At 73.1% G+C, this 26,602-nt stretch carries 19 protein-coding genes; 10 read left to right on the top strand and 9 right to left on the bottom strand.

Translation table 11 applies throughout. From position 1 onward, the window contains the following. Positions 1-56 precede the first annotated feature (56 nt). The 3 genes from LN042_RS34185 to LN042_RS34175 form a co-directional block, all read right to left on the bottom strand. Positions 57-5,003: an NAD-glutamate dehydrogenase gene (locus LN042_RS34185; RefSeq protein WP_230055342.1), complete on the bottom strand. Its 4,947-nt coding sequence runs from the start codon at positions 5,001-5,003 to the stop codon at positions 57-59. Positions 5,004-5,368: 365 nt separating this feature from the next. Further along, positions 5,369-6,025: an HAD family hydrolase gene (locus LN042_RS34180; RefSeq protein WP_308191912.1), complete on the bottom strand. Its 657-nt coding sequence runs from the start codon at positions 6,023-6,025 to the stop codon at positions 5,369-5,371. A gap of 50 nt (positions 6,026-6,075) precedes the next feature. After that, positions 6,076-6,585 carry a DUF6912 family protein gene (locus LN042_RS34175; RefSeq protein ID WP_230055344.1) on the bottom strand — a complete coding sequence of 170 codons (510 nt, stop codon included), beginning with the start codon at positions 6,583-6,585 and terminating at the stop codon, positions 6,076-6,078. A 282-nt stretch (positions 6,586-6,867) separates the two neighbouring features. On the opposite strand from LN042_RS34175, the gene LN042_RS34170 reads away from it, so the two are divergent. Beyond that, entirely contained in the window at positions 6,868-7,425 is a 558-nt protein-coding gene (locus LN042_RS34170) for an Rv3235 family protein (protein ID WP_230055341.1), read from the top strand. A 136-nt stretch (positions 7,426-7,561) separates the two neighbouring features. On the opposite strand, the gene secA is transcribed toward LN042_RS34170, so the two are convergent. Continuing rightward, a complete protein-coding gene (gene secA / locus LN042_RS34165) occupies positions 7,562-10,312 on the bottom strand; it encodes a preprotein translocase subunit SecA (protein WP_230055340.1) in 2,751 nt (916 codons plus the stop codon). 223 nt (positions 10,313-10,535) lie between these two features. Between secA and LN042_RS34160 the strand changes: the two genes are divergently transcribed. From LN042_RS34160 to LN042_RS34150, 3 genes are read left to right on the top strand one after another with little or no spacing between them, the layout of a single operon-like run. Further along, complete coding sequence (locus tag LN042_RS34160) at positions 10,536-11,102, top strand: GNAT family N-acetyltransferase (protein ID WP_230055339.1); 567 nt, start codon at positions 10,536-10,538, stop codon at positions 11,100-11,102. Continuing rightward, positions 11,099-11,689, top strand: a complete 591-nt coding sequence (locus LN042_RS34155; protein WP_230055338.1) for a GNAT family N-acetyltransferase — start codon at positions 11,099-11,101, stop codon at positions 11,687-11,689. The genes LN042_RS34160 and LN042_RS34155 overlap by 4 nt, the downstream gene beginning before the upstream one ends. Positions 11,690-11,738: 49 nt before the next feature. Next, positions 11,739-12,926 carry a winged helix-turn-helix domain-containing protein gene (locus LN042_RS34150; protein ID WP_230055337.1) on the top strand — a complete coding sequence of 396 codons (1,188 nt, stop codon included), beginning with the start codon at positions 11,739-11,741 and terminating at the stop codon, positions 12,924-12,926. A 97-nt stretch (positions 12,927-13,023) separates the two neighbouring features. Here LN042_RS34150 and LN042_RS34145 read toward each other — a convergent pair whose 3' ends face one another. Both LN042_RS34145 and hpf read right to left on the bottom strand, forming a co-directional pair. After that, on the bottom strand, positions 13,024-13,752 hold the full coding sequence (locus LN042_RS34145; protein ID WP_141635696.1) for a response regulator: 729 nt from the start codon (positions 13,750-13,752) through the stop codon (positions 13,024-13,026). Positions 13,753-13,921: 169 nt separating this feature from the next. Continuing rightward, positions 13,922-14,611 carry a ribosome hibernation-promoting factor, HPF/YfiA family gene (gene hpf, locus LN042_RS34140; RefSeq protein WP_230055336.1) on the bottom strand — a complete coding sequence of 230 codons (690 nt, stop codon included), beginning with the start codon at positions 14,609-14,611 and terminating at the stop codon, positions 13,922-13,924. 356 nt (positions 14,612-14,967) lie between these two features. Between hpf and LN042_RS34135 the strand changes: the two genes are divergently transcribed. Then, positions 14,968-15,750: a ComF family protein gene (locus LN042_RS34135; RefSeq protein ID WP_230055335.1), complete on the top strand. Its 783-nt coding sequence runs from the start codon at positions 14,968-14,970 to the stop codon at positions 15,748-15,750. Here the strand turns inward: LN042_RS34135 and LN042_RS37910 are convergent. From LN042_RS37910 to mtrA, 3 genes are read right to left on the bottom strand one after another with little or no spacing between them, the layout of a single operon-like run. Further along, on the bottom strand, positions 15,738-17,633 hold the full coding sequence (locus LN042_RS37910) for an LpqB family beta-propeller domain-containing protein (protein ID WP_230055334.1): 1,896 nt from the start codon (positions 17,631-17,633) through the stop codon (positions 15,738-15,740). The two genes, LN042_RS34135 and LN042_RS37910, sit on opposite strands and share 13 nt — an antisense overlap. Next, entirely contained in the window at positions 17,620-19,719 is a 2,100-nt protein-coding gene (mtrB, locus tag LN042_RS34125; protein ID WP_372495868.1) for an MtrAB system histidine kinase MtrB, read from the bottom strand. Before mtrB ends, LN042_RS37910 begins: the two co-directional genes overlap by 14 nt. A 1-nt stretch (position 19,720) precedes the next feature. Beyond that, the gene (gene mtrA / locus LN042_RS34120; protein WP_141635692.1) at positions 19,721-20,398 is read right to left on the bottom strand and encodes an MtrAB system response regulator MtrA; all 678 of its coding nucleotides are present in this window, start codon (positions 20,396-20,398) and stop codon (positions 19,721-19,723) included. Positions 20,399-20,639: 241 nt separating this feature from the next. On the opposite strand from mtrA, the gene LN042_RS34115 reads away from it, so the two are divergent. The 5 genes from LN042_RS34115 (at position 20,640) to LN042_RS34095 (ending at position 26,259) form a co-directional block, all read left to right on the top strand. Then, entirely contained in the window at positions 20,640-21,947 is a 1,308-nt protein-coding gene (locus LN042_RS34115) for a DUF7847 domain-containing protein (protein ID WP_230055333.1), read from the top strand. Between the two features lie 144 nt (positions 21,948-22,091). Continuing rightward, positions 22,092-22,760 carry a DUF4129 domain-containing protein gene (locus LN042_RS34110; RefSeq protein WP_230055332.1) on the top strand — a complete coding sequence of 223 codons (669 nt, stop codon included), beginning with the start codon at positions 22,092-22,094 and terminating at the stop codon, positions 22,758-22,760. Continuing rightward, the gene (locus LN042_RS34105) at positions 22,757-23,947 is read left to right on the top strand and encodes a DUF4350 domain-containing protein (protein WP_230055331.1); all 1,191 of its coding nucleotides are present in this window, start codon (positions 22,757-22,759) and stop codon (positions 23,945-23,947) included. Before LN042_RS34110 ends, LN042_RS34105 begins: the two co-directional genes overlap by 4 nt. Then, positions 23,944-24,921: an AAA family ATPase gene (locus tag LN042_RS34100; protein ID WP_230055330.1), complete on the top strand. Its 978-nt coding sequence runs from the start codon at positions 23,944-23,946 to the stop codon at positions 24,919-24,921. Before LN042_RS34105 ends, LN042_RS34100 begins: the two co-directional genes overlap by 4 nt. Before the next feature lie 27 nt (positions 24,922-24,948). Further along, entirely contained in the window at positions 24,949-26,259 is a 1,311-nt protein-coding gene (locus LN042_RS34095; protein WP_230055329.1) for a DUF58 domain-containing protein, read from the top strand. The last annotated feature ends 343 nt before the right edge of the window (positions 26,260-26,602 follow it).

Here is a 26,602-nt window from a genome sequence, read left to right as displayed (position 1 = left end):
GCGGCGGGGCCGCACCCCCTGTGGGAGGGTGCGGCCCCGCTTCGGCTGTCGCGCGATCAGGCCATCGAGCCGGTCCGCAGCAGGGTGCGGATCACCCGCATGGCGACCGAGAGGCTGGACAGCTCGTAGGTGTCCGAACCCCTTATGTCGTCGAGCGTGGTCTTGGCCCGGGCCAGCAGGGTGCCGTTGAGCTCGGTCCAGGCCTCGTAGCGCTCGGACGGCGTGGCTCCCGGCGTCCCGCAGGCCAGCACGTCGGCGGTGAGCTGGGCGTGCGCCGCGAACAGGTCCTCACGGATCGAGGCGCGGGCCATCGAGGACCACCGGTCGGTGCGCGGCAGCTCGATGATCCGGTCCAGCAGGTGGGCGATGCCCAGGCGGTCGGCCAGGTCGTAGTAGAGCTCCGCGACCTCGGTGACGTCCTTGCCGGCGCGGTCCGCGACGACCGTGACGTCCAGCGTCGGGAAGGCCGAGGAGAGCCCGGCCACCCGGGTGGCCAGGGCCTCCGGGACACCGGCCTCGGTGAGCTCGCCGTAGATCTTCTGGAACCAGGCCTGGTCCTCGCCGCGCAGCGGCTTGGGCAGGCTGCTCCACACCTGGTCCACCCGCTCCTGGAAGAACGCGATGGTCCCGGCGATGTCCAGCGGCTGGCGGCGGTTGTTGAGCATCCAGCGGGTGGCCCGCTCGACCAGGCGGCGCGAGTGCAGCCGCATCCGGGTCTGCACCTCGGACGGCACCTGGTTGTCCAGGGCCTCCACCGCGTCCCAGATCTGTTCCAGGCCGAACACCGCGCGGGCCGCGGTGTGGGTGCGGGCGATCTCCTCGTAGGTCGCACCGGTCTCCTCGCGGAGCCGGAAGGCGAAGGTGCAGCCACCGCGGTTGATCGTGTCGTTGACGATCAGCGTGGTGATGATCTCCCGGCGCAGCGCGTGGTTGTCGACCGCCTCGGCGAACTTCTCGCGCAGCTTGGTCGGGAAGTACAGGTGCAGGGTGTCGCGGAAGTACGGGTCGTCGGGCAGCCCGGTGGCGAGCAGCTCGTCGGCCATCGTGATCTTGGTGTAGGCGAGCAGCACCGCGAGCTCGGGCTGGGTGAGGCCGTAGCCGGCCGCCTGGCGGTCCTTCAGCTGCTTCTCGCTGGGCAGGAACTCCAGCGCCCGGTCGAGCTGCCCGTCGGCCTCCAGCTTGTTGATCATGCGCGAGTGCACATTGACCATGCTGTGCGCCTGAGCCACCGCGTTGGCCAGCACCACGTTCTGCGCGTAGTTGTTGCGCAGCACCAGCTCGCCGACCTCGTCGGTCATCTCGGCCAGCAGCTGGTTGCGCTGCTTCACGGTCATGTCGCCGTTGGCGACCACCTGGTTGAGCAGGATCTTGATGTTCACCTCGTGGTCCGAGGTGTCCACACCGGCCGAGTTGTCGATGGCGTCGGTGTTGATCCAGCCGCCGGTGCCGGCCGGGCCGCCGGTCTGGGCGTACTCGATGCGGCCCAGCTGGGTGCAGCCGAGGTTGCCGCCCTCGCCGATCACCCGGGCGCGGACCTGGCTGCCGTTGACCCGGATCGCGTCGTTGGCCTTGTCGCCGACGTCGGCGTTGGTCTCCCGCTCGGCCTTGACGTAGGTGCCGATGCCGCCGTTCCAGAACAGGTCGACCGGGGCCTGCAGGATCGCCTTCATCAGCTCGGCCGGGGTCAGCTTGGCGGCCTCGATGCCGAGCGCCGCCCGGACCTGCGGGGTCAGCTGGATCGCCTTCGCCGATCGGGGGTGCACCCCGCCGCCGGCCGAGATCAGCGACTTGTCGTAGTCGTCCCAGGAGCTGCGCGGCAGGTCGAAGAGGCGGCGGCGCTCGGCGTAGCCGGTCGCGGCGTCCGGGTTCGGGTCCAGGAAGATGTGCCGGTGGTCGAAGGCGGCCACCAGCCGGATGTGCTCGCTGAGCAGCATGCCGTTGCCGAACACGTCACCCGACATGTCGCCGATGCCGACCACGGTGAAGTCCTCGGTCTGGGTGTCCACGCCCAGTTCGCGGAAGTTGCGCTTGACCGACTCCCAGGCGCCGCGGGCGGTGATGCCCATGCCCTTGTGGTCGTAGCCGGCCGAGCCGCCGGAGGCGAAGGCGTCGCCCAGCCAGAAGCCGTACTCCTCGGCCACGCCGTTGGCGATGTCGGAGAAGGTGGCGGTGCCCTTGTCGGCGGCGACCACCAGGTAGGTGTCGTCCTCGTCGTGGCGGACCACGTCGGCCGGGTGGACGACCTGGCCGCCCTTCAGGTTGTCGGTGATGTCCAGCAGCGCCGAGATGAAGGTCTTGTACGCCGAGATGCCCTCGGCCAGCCAGGCGTCGCGGTCCACCGACGGGTCCGGCAGCTGCTTGGCGACGAAGCCGCCCTTGGCGCCGACCGGCACGATCACGGTGTTCTTCACCATCTGGGCCTTGACCAGGCCCAGGATCTCGGTGCGGAAGTCCTCGCGCCGGTCGGACCAGCGCAGACCGCCGCGCGCGACCTTGCCGAAGCGCAGGTGCACGCCCTCGACCTGAGGCGAGTAGACCCAGATCTCGAAGGCCGGGCGGGGCGCCGGCAGGTCCGGGATGGCGTGCGGGTCGAACTTCATCGACACGTAGGGGTGCCACTCGCCGGTGGCGGTGCGCTGGAAGAAGTTGGTCCGCAGGGTGGCCCTGATCAGGTTCAGGAAGGACCGCAGGATCCGGTCCTCGTCCAGCGAGACGACCTCGTCCAGGGCACCCGCCAGCTCCTCCAGGATGGCCTCGCCCAGCTCGGCCGCGCCGTGCTGGTGGCTCGGGCTGAGCCGGGCCTCGAAGAGGTTGACCAGCAGCCGGGTGGTGTGGGCGTTGTTGCGGAGGGCGTCCTCCATGTAGTCCTGCGAGAAGGTGCTGCCGGCCTGGCGCAGGTACTTGGCGTAGGCGCGCAGCACCACGGCCTGGCGCCAGGTCAGCCCGGCGGTCAGGATCAGTCCGTTGAAGCCGTCGTTCTCGGCGTGGCCCATCCAGGTGGCGGAGAAGGCCTCCTGGAACCGCTCGCGGGCCTCGTCGGTGAGCTCGGACGCGTCGCGCAGCTTCAGGCCGAAGTCGACGACCCAGGCGGTGGTGGCGTCCGAGCGGCGCAGCGCGTACGGGTGCTCGTCCAGCACCTCCACGCCCAGCTGCTGGAGCACCGGCAGCACCTCGGTCAGCGAGATCGGGCCGCCGACCCGGTAGATCTTGAAGCGGCGCTCGTCGTCACCGGCGCCGACCGGCTGGTAGAGGTTGAGCCGGAAGTCGCCCTCGCCCTGCAGCGACTCGATCTGCTTGAGGTCGGCCACCGCGGTGCGGGCGGTGAAGTCGGCCCGGTAGCCGTCGGGGAAGGCGTTGGCGTACTTGGGGGCCAGCTCGGCGGCGCGCTCCTCGCCCAGCTCGGCGTGGAGCTGGTCGTTGAAGTCGTCCATCCAGAAGCGGGCGGCCTCGGCCAGCTTGGCCTCGATCCGCTCGATCTCGGACTCGGTCAGCTCGCTGAGCTCGCTGCCCGGGGCCACCCGGACCACGAAGTGCAGGCGGGTCAGCACCGACTCGGTGGCGTAGACCGTGTAGTCGATGGTGGCGCCGTTGAGCTCCTGCATCAGGATGTCCATCAGGCGCAGCCGGATGCGGGTGGTGTAGCGGTCGCGCGGCAGGTAGACCAGCGCGGAGAAGTAGCGCCCGTACTCGTCCTGGCGCAGGAACAGCCGCAGCTTGCGGCGCTCCTGCAGGTAGAGCACGCTGCTGGCGATCTGCAGCAGCTCGTCGGCCGGGGTCTGGAAGATCTCGTCGCGCGGGAAGGTCTCCAGGATCTGGAGCAGGTCGCGGCCGTCGTGGCTCTCGGCGGAGAAGCCGGAGTCGGCGACGACCTCCTGGACCTTGCGGCGGACCACCGGGATCCGGGTGACCGACTCGGTGTAGGCGGCCGAGGAGAACAGGCCGAGGAAGCGGCGCTCGCCGGTCACGTTGCCCTGGGCGTCGAACTTCTTGACGCCCACGTAGTCGAGGTAGGCCGGGCGGTGCACGGTGGCCCGCGAGTTGGCCTTGGTCAGCACCAGCAGCTTCTTCTCGTGCGCCTTGGCGCGGACCGGCGCGGAGAGCCGGCCGAAGGACTCGCTGACCGGGTGGTGGTCGGTGTCGTGGCTGACCGGGTCGGAGCGCAGGATGCCCAGGCCGGTGCCGGCCAGTGCCCGCAGCACCTCCTCGCCCTCGTGCTCGACCAGGTCGTACTCGCGGTAGCCGAGGAAGGTGAAGTGGTCGTCGGCCAGCCAGCGCATCAGCTCCCAGGCCTCGCCGACCTCCTGCTCGGGCAGGTGGGCCGGGGGCTGCTCGGCGAGCTCGTCGGCCAGGCGCAGCGCGGCGGTGCGCATCTTGGCCCAGTCCTCCACCACCTCGCGGACGTCGCCCAGCACCCGGCGCAGGTCGGCCTCGATGGCGCGCAGGTCGGTGCGGTCGCTCTCGCGGTCGATCTCGATGTGCATCCAGGACTCGACCGTGGCGTCGGCCGGCCACTCGGCGCCGCCGGCCTGGCTGCGCGCGCAGGCGTCGACGTCGAGGATCTCCAGCAGCTTGCCGGTGATGTCGCGGCGGACCACCAGCTGGGGGTGGATCACCAGGTGGATGGCGCGGTTCTGGCGGGAGAGCTCATTGGTCACCGAGTCGACCAGGAACGGCATGTCGTCGGTGATCACCTCGACCACGGTGTGGCCGCTGGACCAGCCGTTCTCGTCCACGGTCGGGGTGGAGACCCGGACCTCCGCGGTGCCCTGCGGGCGCTTCAGGCCCAGGCGGTAGTGGGAGGCCGCCGCGCCGTACACGTCGACCGGGTCGCGGTCGACGAGGTCATCGGGGGCGGTGTGGAGGTAGTAGTGGTGCAGGTACGTGGTCAGAGCGCCGTTGCTCAGACCCTCACCGGGCGCCGCTCCCCCCACCTGGCTGTGCTCGGCGGCCTCCGCCGCCTTGACGAGCAGTTCGGCCTTCGCCGCGTCCAGCTTGGTCTGCATGGCTGTTTGGCTCCTGTCGCGCGCCGTTGCGTGACTCGGTGGTGTCGGGTGTACACCGCCGGGCCCGGCCCAATCCTCCCGCACCGATAGCGGAGAGGTACTCAAGGCGCGCTTAAAGAACACCTCGCCCGGGTATTAGAAGCCTTTTCGGCCCCTGGGATCGGTCCCGACGACGCAAGCCAGCCTAACCGTAGGAAACCAAGGTGTCAGGGGACAGGGAGGCGCAATCCCGTAGGGAGAGTGGCCGTACCTGGACACATTGGCCACATTGGTCCCGCAGGCCCCGCCGCACCGCCGGGCTGACCAGTGGCGATGCGGCGGCGACGGGGTCGGATGGTCGGTTCATCCGCCCGGTGCCGACGGGCTCACTGGCCCAGCGCGCGCGCCAGCTCCACGGCCTCCGCCAAGGTGTCCACCACCGGTACGCCGACCGGCTCCAGGTTGGCGCGGACGTGCGAGCCACCGGTGTAGAGCACCGCGTGCACGCCGGCCTCCCGGGCCGCCAGCGCGTCGTCGGCGGCGTCCCCGATCACCACCGTGCGGGCGGGGTCGACGGCCTCGCCCAGCGCCCGCAGGTGGCGGACCAGGGAGGCTGCCTTCTGCCCGTGCGAGGGGCCGGTGCGGCCGTCCACCCGCAGGAAGTGGCTCCGGATGCCGTACCGCTCGACGACCGGGAGCAGTCGCTCGTGCTGGTGCATCGACAGCAGCGACTGGGTGTGGCCGTCGGCCGCCCAACCGGCCAGCAGTGCGGGCACGCCGTCGGTCAGCCCGCAGGCCGCGCTCAGCTCGGCGTAGTTGCGCTGGAAGGTCGCGTCCAGCTCCTCCCACTGGGCGCCGCTCGGTTGGAAGCCCAGCACCCGCTGGTAGAAGCGCGGGATGGGGATCTCGTACTTCTCCCGGTACTCACTGATGCTCAGCGGCCCGCCGCCGACCGTGGCGAAGGCCGCGTTGCTCGCGGCCACCACGGCCACCATGTCGTTCAGCAGGGTGCCGTTCCAGTCCCAGACGATGTGATTTCGCACCCGGGCACGGTAGCGGGCGGCACCGACATCCGGCAGGCCCGGGGGAGGAGTCAGGCCAACAGGGCGGGGATCTCCTGGGTGGCGAACCAGAGCAGCTCGTGGTCCTCGGCGCCGTCCACGGTGAACTGGGCGTCCGCGTCTCCCGCGTCCGCGGCGGTGATCGCCCCGGCGGCGGTGGCAACGTCGGCGGTCACCTCGGCCTCGTCGGCGTCCGCGTGCACCGAGGCGGCCTTGGCGAGGCGGACCGGGGCGGCCAGCTCCACCCGGCCGAGCGAGGCCTGGTCCTGGTACTCGTCGCCGGGGAACGGCCGCACCGCACCGTCCGGCACGTCCAGCGCGACCACCACCCGGCGGCGCGGCGCCCCGGGGTCAGCGGCCAGCAGGCGCAGCGAGGACTGGGCGGCCCGCACCAGGGCGGCGTACTCCAGCTCCTCCAGGTCGTCGCTGACGTACCACTCGCGCAGCGCCGGGGTGACCGCGTAGGCCGCGGACTGGTCCAGCTCGCCACCGCTGTGCGCCTGCGCCAGTGCGGCCAGGGTGGTGGGCACGTAGACACGCATCGGGGGCACGCTCGCTTCCTGGTGGCTCCTCGGGACACCCACAGAATACGGCCCGGACGATCACCCGTGAGCGTTCCAGGGTGTCCCCCTTCGAGCGCATCACCAGTGGTCGCCGGTTCGGGCGGGTTCCGTCCCGGAGACCCCCGCCGCCCAGTACCGGTCCGCCGTCAAGCCGCCGTCCGGGCGACCCGCCAGGGCGGTCCCAGCCGCCCTCCGGCCCGGCCGCGCCCCCGCCGATAGCACCGGTGACCGACCCGCACGACGAGCCCGGGGGTACCGACCATGACCGAGACTGCCACCGCCGCCGCGATGGTGACGATCAATCCGCTGAGCCGCCGTCACCCCGCCCGGGCCGCGGCCGGCCCGGCCCGGCACCGCCCGGGCACACGGCCCCGGCCGTGCGGGTCCCCCCGGCCGGAGACCGGGGCAGGCCGGCCGGTGCCCGCAGCCGGCCGGGCGCTGGGCGAATCCCGCGCACCCCGCCACCCGCTGGCCGACTGCGCCCGCCCGGTGGCCGGCCAGCGGGAGCTGGCCCGACGGTTCGCGCTGCGGCTGGTCGAGGTGCTCACCGGGGTCCGCCCGGTCGGTCAGCTGCTCCGCCACACCACCCATGACGGCTACCGCCAGCTCACCGCCCTGGTGCGCCGCGGACCGCTGCGCACACCCGCCGGCGCCTCCCGGCTGGGCCTGGGCCCGGTGCACGAGTTCGCCCCGGCGCCGGACGCCCTGGAGGTCTGCGTGCGGGTGGCGGCCGGCCGCCGGCACCACGTGGTGGCCTTCCGGCTGGAGCGGCACCGGCGCACCGAGCACTGGCAGTGCGCCGCCGTGGAGACCCGCTGAGCCGCCGGCGGGTGGGGGCCGGCTGGAACGCCGGCAGGCGCAGGCCCGCTGAGCCGCCGGCGGGTGGAGGCCGGCTGAAACGCCGGCGGCGCCGGCCGGGAGAACCCCGGGCGGCGCCGCCGACGGATGCCGCGACTCACTTGCGGCGGCGGCCCTTGGCGGCCTTGCGGCGCTCGGCGCGGGTCATCCCGTCGCCCTCGCTGACCGGGGCGGCCTCCTCGAAGTCGCCCTCCACCACGGTGTCCTCGCCGTCCACCGACGGGGCGGTGTAGTGCAGCCGCTGGCGGACCGGCGCCTCCAGGCCCTTGGCCTTGATCTCGGGGCGGGCCTCCTCGACCGCGGCGGCCTCCTCGGCGTCCGCGCCGACCGGCAGCGGCACCTCCTCGACCTGCTGCTCCACCTGGACCTCCAGGTTGAACAGGTAGCCGACGGACTCCTCCTTGATGCCCTCCATCATGGCGCCGAACATGTCGAAGCCCTCGCGCTGGTACTCGACCAGCGGGTCGCGCTGGGCCATCGCCCGCAGGCCGATGCCCTCCTGCAGGTAGTCCATCTCGTAGAGGTGCTCGCGCCAGCGGCGGTCCAGCACCGAGAGCACCACGCGGCGCTCCAGCTCGCGCATGACCTGCTCGCCGAGCTGGTCCTCGCGGGCGCCGTACTGCGCCTGGATGTCCTCCTGGATCACCTTGGTGAGGAACTCCGGGGTGAGCCCGGACGGGCCGCCGGCCTCCTCCTCAAGCTCCGCGAGGTCCAGGGTGATCGGGTAGAGCTGCTTGAGCGCGGTCCACAGCTTGTCGAGGTCCCAGTCGTCCTCGAAGCCCTCGCCGGTGGCGGCCTGGACGTACGCCTCCACGGTGTCGTCCATGAAGTGGCCGACCTGCTCCTGCAGGTCCTCGCCCTCCAGCACCCGGCGCCGCTCGCCGTAGATGACCTCGCGCTGGCGGTTCAGCACCTCGTCGTACTTGAGGACGTTCTTGCGGATCTCGAAGTTCTGCTGCTCGACCTGGGTCTGGGCCGAGGCGATCGCCCGGGTGACCATCTTGGACTCGATCGGCACGTCCTCCGGCACGTTGGCCATCGACAGCACGCGCTCGACCATGCCGGCCTTGAACAGCCGCATCAGGTCGTCGCCGAGCGACAGGTAGAAGCGGGACTCGCCCGGGTCGCCCTGGCGGCCGGAGCGGCCGCGCAGCTGGTTGTCGATCCGGCGGGACTCGTGCCGCTCGGTGCCCAGCACGTAGAGGCCGCCCAGCTCCTGGACCTCCTCCTGCTCCGACTTGACCGAGGCCTTGGCCTTCTCCAGCGCGGTCGGGAAGGCCGCCTGGTACTCCTCCGGGGTGTCCACCGGGTTCAGCCCGCGCTGGGCCAGCTCGGCGGTGGCCAGGTGCTCGGGGTTGCCGCCGAGCATGATGTCGGTGCCGCGGCCCGCCATGTTGGTGGCGACGGTGACGGCGCCCTTGCGGCCGGCCTGGGCGACCACCTGGGCCTCGCGCTCGTGGTGCTTGGCGTTGAGCACCTCGTGCGGGATGCCGCGCTTGCGCAGCTCCTGGGAGAGGTACTCGGACTTCTCCACCGAGACGGTGCCGACCAGGACCGGCTGGCCCTTCTCGTGCCGCTCGGCGATGTCCTCGACCACGGCGGCGAACTTGGCCGGCTCCGACTTGTAGATCAGGTCGGGCTGGTCGATCCGCTTCGGGGTCTTGTTGGTCGGGATCGGCACCACGCCGAGCTTGTAGATCTGGTGGAACTCGGCGGCCTCGGTGGTGGCCGTACCGGTCATGCCGGACAGCTTGTCGTAGAGGCGGAAGAAGTTCTGCAGGGTGATGGTGGCCAGCGTCTGGTTCTCGTTCTGGACCTCCACCCCCTCCTTGGCCTCGATGGCCTGGTGCATGCCCTCGTTGTAGCGGCGGCCGGCCAGGATGCGGCCGGTGTGCTCGTCGACGATCATGACCTCGCCGTTCATCACGACGTAGTCCTTGTCCCGCTTGTAGAGCTCCTTCGCCTTGATGGCGTTGTTCAGGAACCCGACCAGCGGGGTGTTGACCGACTCGTAGAGGTTGTCGATGCCCAGGTAGTCCTCGACCCGGGTGACGCCCTCCTCCAGCACGCCGACGGTGCGCTTCTTCTCGTCCACCTCGTAGTCGCGGTCGCGCTTGAGGCGGATCACCAGCTTGGCGAAGTCGGTGTACCACTTGGTGGCCTGGTCCGCCGGGCCGGAGATGATCAGCGGGGTACGGGCCTCGTCGATCAGGATCGAGTCGACCTCGTCGACGATGGCGAAGTTGTGGCCGCGCTGGACGAGTTCGTCCTGCGACCAGGCCATGTTGTCGCGCAGGTAGTCGAAGCCGAACTCGTTGTTGGTGCCGTACGTGATGTCCATCGCGTACTGGCGCTTGCGCTCGGCGGGCGGCATGTTGGCCAGGATCACGCCGACCTCCAGGCCCAGGAAGCGGTGCACCCGGCCCATCCACTCCGAGTCGCGCTCGGCGAGGTAGTCGTTGGTGGTGATCAGGTGCACGCCCTTGCCGGTGAGCGCGTTGAGGTAGGCGGGCAGCGTGCCGACCAGGGTCTTGCCCTCACCGGTGCGCATCTCGGCGACGTGGCCGAGGTGCAGCGCGGCGCCGCCCATGATCTGCACGTCGTAGTGGCGCTGGCCCAGCACGCGCTTGGCGGCCTCGCGGACCGTGGCGAACGCCTCGGGAAGGATGTCGTCCAGGGACTCACCGTCAGCCAGGCGCTGCTTGTACTCGGCGGTCAGTGCGCGCAGCTCGTCGTCGGTGAGGTTGACGAAGTCCTCTTCGATGGAGTTGACCTGGGCAGCAATCCGCTGCAGCTTGCGAAGGGTCTTCCCTTCGCCGGCGCGCAGGATCTTGTCGAAGACGGACACGTGAGCGGGCTCCTTGCCTGGATCGGCTCTGGCGACTGCACCGGCGGGTTCACCCCGCCGCACGGGCCATCGTATGCGAGGAGGCCAATACCCCGGGAGGTCCGTCAGCACGGCATTCCCGTGTCACCCGTGGGGGCGGATCGCGCGATAACCACCAGAAAGGTTGCAAAACGGGCAGGAAAAGCACTGTTCTCCGCCGCGCGTCGCCCGGGATACTCCCGCCATGAACGACATGAACGGCACCACGCCGACCCCGGGCACCCTGGTGACCGAGCGGCTGCTGCTGCGCCCGCCCCGCCCCGAGGACGTGTCGGCGCTCTTCGAGGCCTGCCAGGACCCGGAGATCCAGCGCTGGACCGTGGTCCCCTCCCCCTACCGCCGCGAGGACGCGCAGTTCTACGTCGACAAGCTCGCCGTCGACGGCTGGGCCGACGGGCGGAGCCCGGTGTGGTGCGTGTTCGAGAAGGCCACCGGCACCCTGGTCGGCACCCAGGGCCTGTCGCACCGCGGCCCGGGCCGCGCCGAGATCGGCTACTGGGCCACCGCCGCGTCGCGCGGCCGCGGCTTCACCCTGGAGGCGACCCGCGCGGTCTGCCGCTGGGGCTTCGCCGAGCGCGGCCTGCGCCGGATCGAGTGGACCGCCTACGTCGGCAACGAGCCGTCCCGGGCGCTCGCCCTGAAGGCCGGCTTCACCATGGAGGGCGTCCTGCGCTCCTACGGCGAGCAGCGCGGCCGGTTCCACGACGTGTGGATGGCCTCGCTGCTGGCCGGCGAGCAGGACGGGGCATGACCGCGAACCGGCTGCCGCCGCCCGTCGAACTGCACGCCCCCGGGCTGCTGCTGAGCCCCTGGCCCCCAGCCCGGGTCGACGAGCGGGACCTGGCCGACCTGCGGATCGGCCTGACCGACCCGGAGCAGGCCCGCTGGAACCCCCGGGCGCTGCCGGCCGACCAGGGCGACCGGCCGGTCCTGGACCGGGTGGCCGGGCAGCGGGCCCAGGTCGCGGACGGCACCCTGGTCTGCTGGGCGCTGCGCGACCCGGCGGACGGACGGCTGCTCGGCAACCTGGGGATCCGGGAGATCGACCTGGTGGTGACGGGCGGCGGCCGGGTGGGCTACTGGACCATGCCGGCGGCCCGCGGGCGGGGCGTCGCCACCGCCGCGCTGCGGCTGGCCTCCACCTGGGCGTTCGGTGAACTCGGACTGCACCGGATCGAGCTGGCCCACGCGCTGGGCAACGAGGCGTCCTGTGCGGTGGCCCGCAAGGCCGGCTACCCGCTGGAGGGCGTGCTGCGCCAGGCGCTGCCGGACAGCCACGGCAACCGGCACGACCTGCACCTGCACGCCCGGCTGGCGGGCGACCCCGAACCCGCGTGACCCGGTGCGGGTGTCCGCGCTGTCGGTGCCGGCCCCTACCCTGGCCGGCATGACCGCCGTCGCACCGCCGCCGACCGTGACCCTCAGCGCCGACCAGGCCCGCCGGATCGCCCTGCGGGCCCAGGGCCTGCTCGGCGCCCCGGACCGGCGGGCCGGAGTCCGCGGGGTGCTGCGCCACCTCGGCGCCGTGCAGTTGGACACCATCTCGGTGCTGGCCCGCTCGCACGAGCTGGTGCCGTACGCCCGGCTCGGCGCGGTCGGGCGCCCGGCCGTCGAGCACGCCTACTGGGGATCCGGCGCCTCCTTCGAGTACTGGTCGCACGCGGCCTGCGTGCTGCCGATCGAGGAGTGGCCGCTGTTCGCGTTCCGGCGCCGCGCCTACCGCGACCGCGGCCGGCTCTGGAACCACCAGGTCGATCCGCGGGCCTACCGCGCCGTGCTGGACCGGCTGCGCGCCGAGGGCCCGCTGACCAGCACCGAACTCGGCGGCGCCAAGCGGACCGCCGAGTGGTGGGACTGGTCGGAGGGCAAGGTCGCGGTGGAGCGGGCGCTGGCCTTCGGCGATGTGGTGTGCACCGAGCGGCGCGGCTGGAAGCGGGTCTACGCCCTGGCCGAGCAGGCCGTCCCCGCCGAGCTGTTCGAGCGGGACCCGAGCGACCGGGAGTGCCTGGTCCGACTGGTCGGGCAGGCCGGCCAGGCGCTCGGCGTCGCCACCCGCGCCGACCTGGCCGACTACCACCGGCTCAAGCCCGCCCAACTGGACGCGGTGCTGGCCGAGTCCGGGCTGGTACCGGTGGCGGTGGCCGGCTGGGGGCCGGACGGCGCCGAGGGCCCGGCCTGGGCCGATCCGGCGGCGCTGGACCGGGCCGAGGCGGGCGGCCGCCACCGCACCACGCTGCTCTCCCCGTTCGACTCGCTGATCTGGGACCGGGCCCGCACCGAACGGATCTTCAAGATGGCCCACCGCCTGGAGGCCTACACCCCCAAGTCCCGGCGGATACACGGCTACTTCGCGATGCCACTGCTCACCGGCGGCCGGCTGGTCGGCCGGGTGGATCCGGCCCGCGAGGGGCGCACCCTGGTGGCCCGCCGGATCTCGCTGGACTCGGCGCGCCATCTCCCGGCGCTGGCAGAGGCGTTGCGCGAGGCCGCCGAGTGGGTGGGCTGCTCGGCGGTGCGGGTCGAGGAGCTGCACGACGAGGCCGCGCGGCCGGTGTTGGCGAAGCTGCTGGACTGAGCACCCGGACGCGCCGCCGGAGCAAGCCGCCGGACAAGCCGCGCCGCCGGGGCAAGCCGCCCGGCCGGCCGAGGCGCCGGGGCAACTGACGGGCTGGTCAGCCTATTTCGAGGATCTTCTCGCGCATCGCGTAGACCACGGCCTCCATCCGGGAGTGCAGCTGCAGCTTCTCCAGGATGTTGCGCACGTGGTTCTTCACGGTGTTCTCGCTGATGAACAGCTCCTTGGCGATCTCCCGGTTGTTCATGCCGGTGGCGACCAGCTTGAGGACTTCGAGCTCCCGGTCGGTCAGCCGCGGTGCGGGCACCAACTCCCGGTCGTCGGAGCGCCGTTGGATCATCGACTTGAACTCGGTGAGCAGCTTGGCCGCCATCGAGGGGCTGATCTGGGACTGGCCGTCGGCCACCGCGCGGATCGCGGTGGCCACCTCGTCGGTGGAGATCTCCTTGAGCAGGTAGCCGGTGGCGCCGGCCTTGATCGCCTCGTAGAGGTCGGCCTCCTCGTCGCTTATCGTCAGCATGATGATCTTGGTGCTGGGAGCCACCTCCTTGATGGAGGTGCAGGCCTCGATCCCGCTGCGCCGCGGCATCCGGACGTCCATCAGGATGATGTCGGGCAGCAGGTCTGCGGCCTTCAGCACGGCCTCCGCGCCGTCCGCGGCCTCGCCGACCACCCGGATGTCCGGCTCCTCGGCGAGCACGATCTCCAGCCCGCGACGGAACAGCGCGTGGTCGTCCACCACCAGGACGCGAATGGGCTCGCCGCCGCGTGGCGCGAACTCCGGCTCCGGGCACCCGCCGCCGCTGCCGTCGAACCGCTCCGCCATCCGCCCTCCCCGTCGCCGAACGCTCAGGGGCTCATCATTCCACGGCCGCCGAGGGCGACGTCACCGCTCGTGGTGCGCGTCCCCCACATGGGCGCCTGCGACACCGCACCCGGTGGCCGACCTGCCGTCGACCACCGGGTGCCCGTCCGTCTCGTTCCGTCAACCGCGCTCAGTGCTCGGCACTGTTGATCGCGCCACCGGCACCGGCGGCCTCGTCGTCCGGCTCCAGACCGTTCGTCTCCAGGTGGATGACGCCGTAGTCGTAGCCACGGCGGCGGTAGACCACGCTGGGCAGGCCGCTGTCCTTCTCCACGAAGAGGTAGAAGTCGTGGCCGACCAGCTCCATCTCGTGCAGCGCCTGGGCCAGCGCCATCGGGTGCGCGACGTGCGTCTTCTCGCGCACCACCAGCGGGCCCTCGCCCTGGACCTCCAGCGAGCCCATCTTCGTCCTGGGCACCGCCTGCTCGCTCAGCTCCTCCATGCTCGCCGTACCCGGCTGCGCCGCGATCCGCGCCGTCGCCTGGGCGACGCTCAGCGGCGTGGTGCGGGCCCCGTGGTGCACCCGGCGCCGGTCGGCCGACTTGCGCAGCTGGGCGTCGAGCTTCGCCGTGGCCAGATCCAGCGCCGCGTAGGGATCGCCGGCGGCGGCCTCGGCCCGGATCACCGGACCACGGGTACGGACAGTGATCTCCACCCGGTCGGACCGCTCGGCCTGACGCGGGTTGTGTTCCTTGGACACCTCGACGTCGAGGCTGATCACCTTGCCGTCGAACTTCTGGACCTTCTCCAGCTTCTCGGCCACGTGCTCGCGGAACCTCTGGGGCACCTCGGTCTTGCGGCCCTTGACGACGATGTCCACGCAGAACTCCGATCCCTCGTACTGGCGCCGACCCGGACTACCGGGCCGGACATGAGACCCAGCCTGACCAGCCGCACTTCCGCCGGCCCCGCCGACCGATCGAGGATCGGGCGGGCTGGGCCTTCATCCACTTCCTCCCCACCAGGGGCGCTTGAAACCCCTGGGAGCCTCATCTCACACCCAGTGTGGGCTTTTCGCCTCCCCAGCGGGACCTTAGGCGTCAGTGGATCCGGCCGGACGGCTGTTCACCCCTGTCTACCCTCCAACGAGTGAAGTGAGGGTAAATATCTGGACAACTCCGCCCGGACGGCCCACCCTGGCCCCATCACCGAGGGTCACCGACCGGGGAGGCTCCGTTGCTGACCGCCGCCTTGGACGTCCTGCTGCCCACCCCGTGCACCGGCTGCGGCGGGGCGGCCGGTCCGCTCTGCCCCGACTGTCGGGCGCTGCTCGCCGGGCTGCCGGCCCGCCCGGCCGGCCCGTCCCCCGCGCCGCCGGGCCTGCCCCCGCTGCACGCCTGCGCCGCCTACCGCGACCAGGTGCGCCGGATGCTGCTCGCCCACAAGGAGCGCGGGGCGCTCAGCCTGGCCGCCCCCCTGGGCGCGGCCCTGGCGCGCGCCGTGCGGGCCGCGCTCGCCACCGCCCCGCCGTCCACCGGGCCGGTGCTGCTGATCCCGATGCCCTCGGCCCGGCGGGCGGTACGGGCCCGCGGCCAGGACGCCACCCGCCGGCTGGCCCGCGCCGCCGCCCGCGCCCTGCGCCGCGCCGGCGTGCCCTGCCGGGTCGCCCCGGTGCTCCGCCAGACCCGCCGGGTGGCCGACCAGAGCGGCCTGGGCGCCACCGCCCGACTGGCCAACGTCGACCACGCGCTGACGGTCAGCCGACCGATGGCCGGTCAGCTGACGGGGTACCGCCTGGTGCTGGTGGACGACCTGGTGACCACTGGTGCCAGCCTCGCCGAGGCCGCCCGGGCGCTGCGGGCGGCCGGGCTGGAGCCGGTCGCCGCGGCGACCGTGGCCGCCACCGTCACCGGCGGCGGGCGGGACCGGCACCCGCCGCTGCCCGGGCTGCCCGCGCTGCACCGGCTGCCCCGGGCGGTGCACCGGCGCGGACCGGGCAGCCGGCCTCAGTCCGGGTAGGAGGGCAGCGCCCAGTCCTTGCCGACGGTCCGCCACTGGGGCTGCGCGGGGCCGAAGAGCCCGTACACCGTGTGGTCCTGGTCCTTGGCGTCGCCCAGCACGGTGTCGGTGCGGGCCTCCGAGGCCGCGACCACGGTCATGTTGTCCGCCGGCAGCGCGTTGTCGAGGGTGCTGGAGCCGTCGGTGGACAGGTAGTGCAGCTGCATCAGGCCGTCCGCCTCCTTGCCGAGCACCAGCAGGGTGTCCGGGTCGGCCCAGGAGACCGAGGCGACGTCGGACAGCTGCGCGGGCACCACCGAACGCAGTTCGCTGATCGCCACGCTCGGCGTCTGGGCCGTGCCGCCGCGGTCGATCCGGCCGATCTCCACCGTGCTGGTGCTGCCGCTGCGCACCAGCAGGGCCGCCCGGGTGCCGTCGGAGGAGACCCGCAGGCCGTCCACCGTCTGCCCGTCCGCCAGGTCCACCGAGACCGTGGCGGTGCTCTGGCCGCGGTTCATCAGCACCCGGGGGGCCACCGGGTCGCGGTCGACCACGAAGAGGTCGCCGTAGCCGTCCCAGCTGGGCGAGGCCAGGCCCTCGTCGGAGCGCGGTGCCCGGCTGGTGATCACGGCGGCGCCGAGCTTGCCGCTGCCGTCGTCCAGCCCGGACACGTAGAGGTCTTTGCCGTCCCCGCTGACCACGGCGGCGGCGCCGCCGTCCCGGCGCACCGCGTACGGTCCGACGGTGCCGCCGGTCGGCTGCAGCGCGGCCGGCTGGCGCGGCTGGCCGAGCACGCCGGGAACCGGCGTCAGGGTGCCGCCGATCGGCTGCAGCCGGTCCAGCTGGCCGGTCTCGGCGTTGCGCACGTAGGCCCGGCCGCTGCCGGCCAGCCCGCCGGGGGCGTACGGCGAGTTCTTGGCCGCCGCGGTGGTGAGGTCGGCCGAGCCGTGCTTGGACACCACGGTGACCCGGTCCAGCGAGCCGGGGCCGGTCAGGCTGGCCAGCGTGAAGTAGAGCTGGGCGGCCATCTGGTGGCACTGCAGCTGGCTGACCTGGCAGTCAACCCCGTCCACCTGGAGCTTGGGGTTGCGCGGGTCGTCGGTGTTGACGGTGCCGGCGGGTTGGGCGCCGTCGAAGGCGGTCCGCACCGCCGGGGCCAGCCAGTCGGAGGCGCCCTGGCCCAGCGCCCGGGCAGCGGCCGAGGCCGGATCGATCCGGCGCCGCAGATAGACCGGGTCGGGCACCAGCACCGGCTGGTCGGCGCCCGCGGCCTGCGGATCGGCCTTGGTGAAGAAGTAGCGGTCGACCTGCTCGTAGGCGTTGCGGAAGCTGGTCGCGTCCAGCACCAGGCCGGTGGGCAGGCTCGCGATCCGCCACTGGGCGTGCGCCGCGGCCTCCTTCGAACCGTCCTTGGCGTCCTTGGCCGCGTTGACCAGCGTGAAGTTGCCGGTGAAGGTGTCGTCGGTGCCGTGGTAGGTGTGCTTGGTGTCCAGGGTGCCGATCTCGTGCGACGAGATCGTCAGCACGACCTGGCCGGTCACCGTGTCACTCGGCGGCTTCGGCACGGTGGTGCTGCTGACCACCACCGCCCCGCTGTCCGGCTGCCAGGTGGTCAGGGCGTCACCGGTCAGGTACTCCTTGGCCGTCTTGTAGTCCGCCTCGTCGGCGCTCGATGCGTCCAGGAAGTTCTGCAGGACCTCGGCGGGCGTCAGCCCGTCCCGCGGCGGCATCGGCAGCACCCGCACCTGGACGCCCTGGTCGGCGCCGGCGCCCTGCGGCGGGGCCACCGCCTCGGGGCTGCCGCTGTCCGGCATGGTGGCGCAGCCCGCCGCCAGCAGCACGGTCAGCGCCGACCCGAGCGCCCCCGCCCACCGCCGACCGGGAACGCCGCTAGCGCTCGCCACTCCTCGTCCCCTCCCGGTCGGTTCCATCGGCGCCCCGCTCGGCGCCGTCATCCTCCAGCTGCGGCTCGGACTGGGTCCGGCCGCAGTCCACCACCACCTGTGCCCCGGTGGCGCCGTATCCGGCACCCGCCGCGCGGACGTCGGACGGGTTGGCCACCGGTGGCGCCTTCGGCAGCCGCTGCTGCGCGAGGCCCCCGCTGATCGCCAGCACCCCGCCCAGCCCGGGGCCGAGCCCGCCGCCGGCGCCTCCCGGGGTCTCCGGGATCACCGACATCTGACCGCTGGCGGTCAGCGCGGTGGCGCCGGACGGCAGCGCCCGCCGGTACGGGGTGCCCTGGGCCCGCAGGCCGCGGTTGTGCCGGGAGTCCTCCGGCTCCAGCCGGAACGGCGCCCGGCCGATCTCGCCGCCGCGGGTGCGCGGCAGGGTGAGCCGGAAGTGCGAGCCGCCACCGGGCTCGCCCCAGGCCTGCAGCCAGCCGCCGTGCAGATGGGCGTCCTCGACGGCGATGGACAGGCCCAGGCCGGTGCCGCCGGTGGTCCGCACCCGGGACGGGTCGGCGCGCCAGAACCGGTGGAACACCCGGGAGGCCTCGCCCGGCTTGAGGCCGATGCCGTAGTCGCGCACGCCGACCGCGACCGCGCCCTCGGCGGAGCCGAGCCGGATCACCACGTCGCGGCCCTCGCCGTGCTCCAGGGCATTGACCACCAGGTTGCGCAGGATCCGCTCGATCCGGCGCTGGTCCACCTCGGCGACCACCGGGTCGTCGGCGTCGCGAAGCACCACGGCGCTGCCCTTCATCCGGGCCAGCGGGTCGGCCGCCTCGACCACCCGGTGCACGATGTCGCGCAGGTCCACCGGCTCGGCGTCCAGGATCGCGGCGCCGGCGTCGAACCGGCTGATCTCCAGCAGGTCGGCCAGCAGCGACTCGAAGCGGTCCAGCTGGCCCTGCAGCAGCTCGGCCGAGCGGGCCGCCATCGGGTCCAGGTCCTCGCGGGAGTCGTAGATCAGGTCGGCGGCCATCCGGACCGTGGTCAGCGGGGTGCGCAGCTCGTGCGAGACGTCCGAGACGAACCGGCGCTGCACCCGGGAGAGCTCCTCCAGCTGGTGGATCTGCGCCTGCAGCGCGCCGGCCATCCGGTTGAAGGACTCGCCGAGCCGGGCGATGTCGTCCGTCCCGGTGACCTTCATCCGCTCTTCCAGGTGCCCGTCGGCCAGCCGCTCGGCGATGCCGGCCGCCATCCGCACCGGGGTGACCACCTGGCGGACCACCAGCCAGGCGATGCAGCCCATCAGCATCACGATGAACAGGCCGGCGGTGGCCACCGTGCCGGTGACCAGGGCCAGGGTCTGGTCCTCCTGGGCGAAGGAGAACGCGAAGTAGAGCTGGTACGACTGGTGGGACACCGGGCCGTTCAGCTGCTTGCCGATCACCAGGCCCGACTCGGAGACGGTCTGGCCGTTCGCGGTCACCCGGTGGATCGTGGTGGCCTGCTCGTGCGGCACGTTCGGGTTCTTGGCCACGTCGGCGGCCAGCTGCGGAGAGATGCTGGTCAGCGAGATGTTCTCGGAGGCGCGGGCGCTCTCCGGCGGCCGGGGATTGCTGTCCACCTGGCTCTGGTCGGTGGACGGCACGAGGCCGATCACCACGTAGTTGCCCTGACCACCGCTGGCCAGGTTGGCCACCTGGTTGGTCAGCCAGTTGCTGGGCTCGCCCAGGCTGGGGTCGGTGCCGGCGTTCCTGGCGAGCTCGTCGCGGAGCAGGTCGCTCTGGTTCTGGGCGGTGGTGAAGCCGCCGTTGGCCTGGCTCAGTGCCGCGTGCTTCTTGCTGTCCAGCAGGCCCTGGCGGACCTGCGCCATCACCACCACGCCGAGCACCACGACCAGCGCCACCGAGAGCGCCAGGGTCGCCGCGACCACCCGCAGCTGGATCGACCGGCGGTAGAGCGCGGTCAGCCGGTGGAACGGGCTGCGCAGTCGGCGCAGCAGCAGCCCGAAGGGGGACCCGGTCGACGCCCGGTCCGAGCCCCCTGCGTACTCCTCCCCGGCCGGAACCCCGGCCGGGGAGGGCTGAACCTCGTCCGTCACGTCAGCTGGGCCCGGCCTTGTATCCGACACCGCGGACGGTGACCACGATCTCCGGGCGCTCCGGATCCTTCTCGATCTTCGAGCGGAGCCGCTGCACGTGCACGTTCACCAGACGGGTGTCGGCGGCGTGGCGGTAGCCCCAGACCTGCTCCAGCAGCACCTCGCGGGTGAACACCTGCCAGGGCTTGCGGGCCAGCGCGACCAGCAGGTCGAACTCCAGCGGGGTCAGCGGGATGCCCCGGCCGTCGCGCTTCACCGAGTGGCCGGCCACGTCGATCACCAGATCGCCGATGGTCAGCTGCTCGGGGGTGGGCTCCTCGGCCCGCCGCAGCCGGGCCCGGACCCGGGCCACCAGCTCCTTGGGCTTGAACGGCTTGGTCACGTAGTCGTCGGCGCCGGACTCCAGGCCCACCACGATGTCCACCGTGTCGGTCTTCGCCGTGAGCATCACGATCGGGACGCCGGACTCCGACCTGATCTGCCGGCAGACGTCGATCCCGTCCCGGCCGGGCAGCATCAGATCGAGCAGCACCAAGTCCGGCTTGACCTCGCGGAACGCGGCCAGTGCGCGGTCCCCGTCCGCCACGAAGCTCGGCTCGAAACCCTCACCACGCAGCACGATGCCGAGCATTTCGGCCAGTGCGGTGTCGTCATCGACGACCAGGACGCGACCTTTCATGCGCCCATCCTCTCATTACGGGACTGTGACCTGCCGCACACCCGTGCCAATTCGTCCACCGACCTCCCGGCGAGACCGCCCATATCCACCCAAACTCCAAACTTCGCAGGCTCCGTCGGCTCCGTTGTCGATCAGCAACCCGGCACCCCTGGGGCGCTCGCCCACACCATGGCACGATGGGCGCACAAATGCGCCACCCCACACACATGCTGGGGCACCCGCCCCGCACCGAGGAGCAGTGATGACCGACACTCCGGGCTGGGTCTCGCCCGGCTCGTCCGAGGCCGACCCTGCCGACGGGCGGTCGGCGGGCGGCGCAGCGGCCGAACCGGACCCGGCGTCACCTCCCGGCCCGGCCGCCGCTGCCGGCTCGACCGAAGCTGTGCCGGTGGACGGGCCGGCGCCCGCTCCTGCGGCACCCTCGGCACCGTCCGCTCCCGCGGCTCCCTCCGGTCCCGCCGCCGGGCCGTACTCCGGCGCCTACGGTGACCCGGGAGCCCGGCTCCCGCACCAGCAGCCCGCCCCGGGCTGGGGGCAGCCTGGCTGGGGACAGCCGGGCTGGCAGCCGCAGTGGAACGTCCAGCCGCCGAGCCCCAAGCCCGGCGTGATCCCGCTGCGCCCGCTGGGCATCGGCGAGATCCTGGACGGCTCGATCTCCACCGGCCGCAAGCACTGGCGCACCGTGCTGCCACTCTCGCTGGTGGTCGCCGTGCTCAGCGAGGGCACGGTCACCGCGTTCAACTGGTTCGGCCGGAACGACTCGCACTCCACCCTCGCCCTGGTGCTGCTGGGCGTCGGCGCACTGGTCACCGCGCTGTGCGGCCTGGTGCTGACCGCGCTGCTCACCGTGGTGGTCAGCAAGGCGATCCTCGGTGAGCCGGTCACCGCCGGCTCGGCCTGGCGCGCCGCCCGTCCGCAGATGTGGCGGCTGCTCGGCCTGACCCTGCTGATCGGCCTGATCTGCGTCGGCATCGCGCTGCTCGGCCTGGTGCCGACGATCATCGCGGCCCTGTCCGGCGCGGAGAACCAGGGTCTCGACGTCCTGGCCGTCCTCGGCGCGCTGGGCGGCCTGGCGACCGTGCTGTGGATGTACATCAAGCTCAGCCTGGCCGCCCCCGCGCTGATGCTGGAGAAGCAGGGCATCAAGGCCGCCATGGCCCGCTCCCGCAAGCTCACCCGGGGCAGCTGGTGGCGGATCTTCGGCATCACCCTGCTCGGCCTGCTGCTCACCACGATCCTCTCCGGCATGATCTCGCTGCCGTTCACCGCGCTCGCCGGAAGCACCGGCGACAACGTGCTCAGCTCGCTGGGCGGCGACCCGAACCACCCGCAGCCGTTCGCCGCCCTGCTGCTGATCGCGATCGGCGGGGTGCTGAGCTCCACCCTGACCGCGCCGATCCAGGCCGGCATCAACGTGCTGCTCTACGTCGACCAGCGGATCCGCCGCGAGGCCCTCGACCTGGAGCTGGCCCGCGCCGCGGGGCTGCCCGAGTACGGCGGCACCGGCTGGGCCACCCGGTCCGACCAGCCGCCGACCGGAGCGGCCTGACCCGATGAGCGAGTGGTGGGGGCACCGGCCGGAGGCCGGGGGAGAGCGAGTCATCGAAAGGTGCGCGCGGGCGAAGGCCCCCGCCGGGCTCTGCGGGGTGGGGCGCATGAGCGAGCGCAGCGAGCTCATCATCGGGGTGGGCGCATGAGTGCCTGGGGCGACTGGGCGCGGGGCGCCGCCGACAGCGGCGTGCCCGTGACCGTGGCCCGCGATCCGGCCCGCGAGGCCGCCCGCGAGGAGCTGCTGCGGCCCGAGTACCACCGGCACGACCCCAGCCTGCTGCAGCGGGCCGTCAACTGGATCAGCGGCCAACTCGGCCACCTGCTCGACAGGCTGGGCGGCCCGGCCGGCGACGGCTGGACCGGCCTGGTCGTCTTCCTGGTGCTGTTCGCCCTCCTGGGCGCCGCCCTCTGGTGGCGGCTCGGCCGCCCCGGCCGGACCGCCACCACCGGGGACGCCCTGTTCGCCGCCGACGGACCGCGCAGCGCCGCCGAGCACCGCGCCGCCGCCGAACGGCACGCCGCCGCCGCCGAATGGTCGGCCGCCGTCCGCGAGCAGATGCGCGCCCTGATCCGCTCACTCGAGGAGCGCACCCTGTTGAACCCGCGCCCCGGCCGCACCGCCGACGAGGCCGCCCGCGAGGCCGGCCACCAACTCCCCGAGCACGCCGCCGCACTCGCCGACGCCGCCCGCCTCTTCGACGACATCGCCTTCGGTGACCGCACCGCCGACCCGACGGCCTATCAGCGCCTGGTCGCACTCGACGAACGGCTGCGCCGCACCCGCCCGCTCCTCCAGGTCGGGGCCGCGTGACCACCAACACCCCGCTCTCCCCGACCGCGCGTCAACTCTGGCTGCGCACCCGGTGGTTCCTCGCCGGCGGCGCCGTGCTGCTACTGGCCGGCCTGCTGCTGGCCGGGCTCGGCGACAACACCTCCTACCCCTCGCTGGACCCGCGCTCCCCGGACGCCGACGGCACCCGGGCCGCCGTCCAGCTGCTGCGCCAACGCGGCGTCACGGTGACGACCACCACCGACCCGGCCGAGCTGGCCGACGCCCCGTCAGGCGGTGACACGGTGGTGGTCCCGCTGCCCGACCTGCTGACCGCCGACCAGCTCGACGCGCTCGACCGGGCCGGACACCGCCGACTGGTCCTGGTCTCCCCCGGCCCCGTCGCCCTCGACCACCTCGCCCCCGACGTCCAAGCCGTCGGCACCGCCACCGACCCGGTGGCGATCACCTCGGCCGGCACCGACGCGGACTGCACCCTGGCCGAGGCCGAGCGGGCCGGCCACGCCGAGGGCGGCGGGCGGCTCTACCAGGCCGGCCCCGGCACCACCGCCTGCTACCCGCGGTCCGGCCACCCCACCCTGGTGCGCACCGCCGGCAGCACCGGCGGCGAGGTGATCGTGATCGGTTCCGGCCGGTTCCTCACCAACCAGCGCCTGGCCCAGGACGGCAACGCCGCACTGGCGCTCGGGCTGCTCGGCTCCCAGCCGCGGCTGACCTGGTACTTGCCGGACTACTCGGCCGCCGCGGCCACCGCACCGCAGGGGCAGGAGAGCTTCACCCAGCTGATCCCGGCGGGCTGGCACTGGGCCTTCCTGCAACTCGCCGTCGCCGCCGGGCTCGCCGCCCTGTGGCGCGGCCGCCGGCTCGGCCCGGTGGTCGGTGAGAACCTGCCGGTGGTCGTCCGGGCCTCCGAGACCACCGAGGGCCGGGCCCGGCTCTACCAGCTGGCCAAGGCCCGCGGTCGTGCCGCCGACGCCCTGCGCCGGGCCGCCCGCCGCCGATTGGCACCGGTGCTCGCCGTGCCCGTGGTGCACGGCGAACCGAGCGGCGACGCCCTGCTCGCGGCCCTGACCGCCCGCCTCGGCGCGGGCCGGACTCCGGGTGAGCTCACCGCGCTGCTCTACGGCCCGCCGCCCACCGACGACGATGCCCTGCTGCGGCTCGCCGATGACCTCGATGCCCTGGAAAGGCAGGTACGACAGCCGTGACGGCCGACTCGGTACAGACGGACACCATCGACACCCGGCAGGCGCTCGGCGCGCTGCGCGCCGAGATCGGCAAGGCCGTGGTCGGCCAGGACCCCGCGGTCACCGGCCTGGTGGTCGCACTGCTCTGCGGCGGCCACGTGCTGCTCGAAGGCGCTCCCGGCGTCGCCAAGACCCTGCTGGTCCGCGCCCTGTCGACCGCCCTCGACCTGGAGACCAAGCGGATCCAGTTCACCCCCGACCTGATGCCCGGCGACGTCACCGGCTCGCTGGTCTACGACGCCCGCACCGCCGAGTTCTCCTTCCAGCCCGGACCGGTCTTCACCAACCTGCTGCTCGCCGACGAGATCAACCGCACCCCGCCCAAGACCCAGGCGTCACTGCTGGAGGCCATGGAGGAGCGGCAGGTCACGGTGGACGGCGAGCCGCGCCCGCTGCCCGAGCCGTTCCTGGTCGCGGCGACGCAGAACCCGTTGGAGTACGAAGGCACCTACCCGCTGCCCGAGGCACAGCTCGACCGGTTCCTGCTCAAGCTGGTCCTGCCGCTGCCCGACCGCGACCAGGAGTTCCAGGTGCTCAGCCGGCACGCCGCCGGGTTCGACCCGCGCGACCTGGCCGCCGCCGGTCTGCGCCCGGTCGCCGGTCCGGCCGACCTGGCCGCCGCCCGGGCCGCGATAGCCGAGCTGACCGTCTCCCCCGAGGTCCTCGCCTACATCGTGGACCTCTGCCGGGCCACCCGGCAGTCGCCCTCGCTGTCGATGGGTGTCTCGCCGCGTGGCGCCACCGCGCTGCTCAACACCTCCCGGGCCTGGGCCTGGCTGTCCGGCCGTGACTACGTCAGCCCGGACGACGTCAAGGCGCTGGCGCTGCCCACGCTGCGCCACCGGGTGCGGCTGCGCGCCGAGGCCGAGATGGAGGGCGTCACCGCCGACTCGGTGATCCAGGCCGTGCTCGCCCAGACCCCCGCACCCCGCTGACCTCGCCGTCCACCTAGGAGCTCCGCCGTGGCCCTGACCGGCCGAACCGCCCTGCTGGCAGCCCTGGGCAGCCTGATCGTGGGATTGCTGCTGCCCTCCTGGGCCGGCATCGGCGCGGTCAGCGGCACCCTGCTGCTCGCCGTGCTGCTCGACCTGCTGCTGGCGGCGCCGGTTCGTTCGCTGCGCCTGGCCCGCGGCGGCGACGGCACGGTCCGGCTCGGCGAGCCGGCCACCGTCGAACTGATCGTCGGCAACCCGGCCGGGCGTCGGCTCCGTGCCCAGCTGCGGGACGCCTGGGCGCCCTCCGCGTTCGCCCCGGGCACCGAACTGACGGCCGGTCGGCACCGGATCGACGTGCCGTCAGGCGAGCGGCGACGCGTCACCACCGCACTTCGACCGACCCGCCGCGGCGACCACCAGTCCCACCGGGTGACGGTCCGTTCGCTGGGCCCGCTCGGCCTGGCGGCACGTCAGGGCTCGCACCGGGTGCCGTGGACGGTACGGGCCCTGCCGCCGTTCACCAGCCGCAAGCACCTGCCCTCCCGGCTGGCCCGGCTGCGCGAACTGGACGGTCGGACCTCACTGTTGACCCGCGGCCAGGGCACCGAGTTCGACAGCCTGCGCGAGTACCTGCCGGGGGATGACGTCCGCTCGATCGACTGGCGGGCCAGCGCCCGCCGCAACACCGTCGCGGTCCGCACCTGGCGGCCCGAACGGGACCGGCACATCCTGATCGTGCTGGACACCGGCCGCACCTCGGCCGGGCGGGTCGGCGACGTTCCCCGGCTGGACGCCGCACTGGACGCGGCCCTGCTGCTCACGGCCCTCGCCGCCCGGGCCGGCGACCGGGTCGACCTGCTGGCGCACGACCTGCGCCAGCGCACCGCCGTGCTCGGCCGGACCGCCACCGACGTGCTGCCCGCCTTCACCAACACGATGGCCCTGCTGGAGCCGGAGCTGGTGGAGACCGACCTGCGCGCGCTGACGGCGACCGCCCTGCGGCTGGCCCCGCGGCGCTCACTGATCGTGCTGCTGACCGGCCTCGACACCGGTCCGGCCGAGGACGGCCTGCTGCCGGTGCTGCCCCGGCTCACCCAACGCCACGAGGTGCTGGTCGCCGCCGTGGCGGACCCGCGGCTCGACGAACTCGCCGCCGGCCGCGGCACCGTTCAGGCGGTCTACGGTGCGGCCGCCGCCGCGCAGACCCAGGCCGACCGCCGCGCTGTCGCCGACCGCCTCACCCGTCTCGGGGCCACCGTGCTCGACGCCCCGCCCAGCGTCCTCCCGCCGGCCCTGGCCGACACCTACCTGGCGCTGAAGGCGGCGGGCCGGCTCTGAGCGCCCGGCGGGGCTCCGCTGCTCCGGGCCCCGGCCTGGCCTGGCTGCGGGACCGGTCGCTCCTGACCCTGGCCTGGCCTGGCCTGCTCTGACCCAGTCGTCAGTGGTAGCAGGCAGCGCTGCAAGCTGCCCGGTTGCGCGGCCACGTCCACCACGCCCAGGTCCCGGCGATCCGCCCGTCAGCGACCGCACGATGAAGATCTCGTTGTAGCTGATCGGTCCCACCGGCCGGCGCGATTCCCAGGTGCTCGCCGCGATGCGTACCGTCCAGCAGCAGCGCCCGGGGCGTAGGGAGGCGACGGAAGCACGGAACGCATCATGCACCCCGAACGCATGCACCCCG

This window comes from Kitasatospora humi (assembly GCF_020907985.1).
In the GTDB taxonomy this organism is placed as follows: Bacteria; Actinomycetota; Actinomycetes; order Streptomycetales; family Streptomycetaceae; genus Kitasatospora; species Kitasatospora humi.
This window is presented reverse-complemented; position numbering and strand designations above follow the sequence as displayed.

Excerpts from the sequence above, each read along its gene's own strand:
- LN042_RS34110 (WP_230055332.1), top strand. The coding sequence starts at position 22,092 with ATGAGTGCCTGGGGCGACTGGGCGCGGGGCGCCGCCGACAGCGGCGTG.
- LN042_RS34145 (WP_141635696.1), bottom strand. The coding sequence starts at position 13,752 with ATGGCGGAGCGGTTCGACGGCAGCGGCGGCGGGTGCCCGGAGCCGGAG.
- mtrA (WP_141635692.1), bottom strand. The coding sequence starts at position 20,398 with ATGAAAGGTCGCGTCCTGGTCGTCGATGACGACACCGCACTGGCCGAA.
- LN042_RS34175 (WP_230055344.1), bottom strand. The coding sequence starts at position 6,585 with ATGCGTGTCTACGTGCCCACCACCCTGGCCGCACTGGCGCAGGCGCAC.
- LN042_RS34185 (WP_230055342.1), bottom strand. The coding sequence starts at position 5,003 with ATGCAGACCAAGCTGGACGCGGCGAAGGCCGAACTGCTCGTCAAGGCG.
- LN042_RS34155 (WP_230055338.1), top strand. The coding sequence starts at position 11,099 with ATGACCGCGAACCGGCTGCCGCCGCCCGTCGAACTGCACGCCCCCGGG.
- LN042_RS34170 (WP_230055341.1), top strand. The coding sequence starts at position 6,868 with ATGACCGAGACTGCCACCGCCGCCGCGATGGTGACGATCAATCCGCTG.
- LN042_RS34115 (WP_230055333.1), top strand. The coding sequence starts at position 20,640 with ATGACCGACACTCCGGGCTGGGTCTCGCCCGGCTCGTCCGAGGCCGAC.
- LN042_RS34160 (WP_230055339.1), top strand. The coding sequence starts at position 10,536 with ATGAACGACATGAACGGCACCACGCCGACCCCGGGCACCCTGGTGACC.
- LN042_RS34150 (WP_230055337.1), top strand. The coding sequence starts at position 11,739 with ATGACCGCCGTCGCACCGCCGCCGACCGTGACCCTCAGCGCCGACCAG.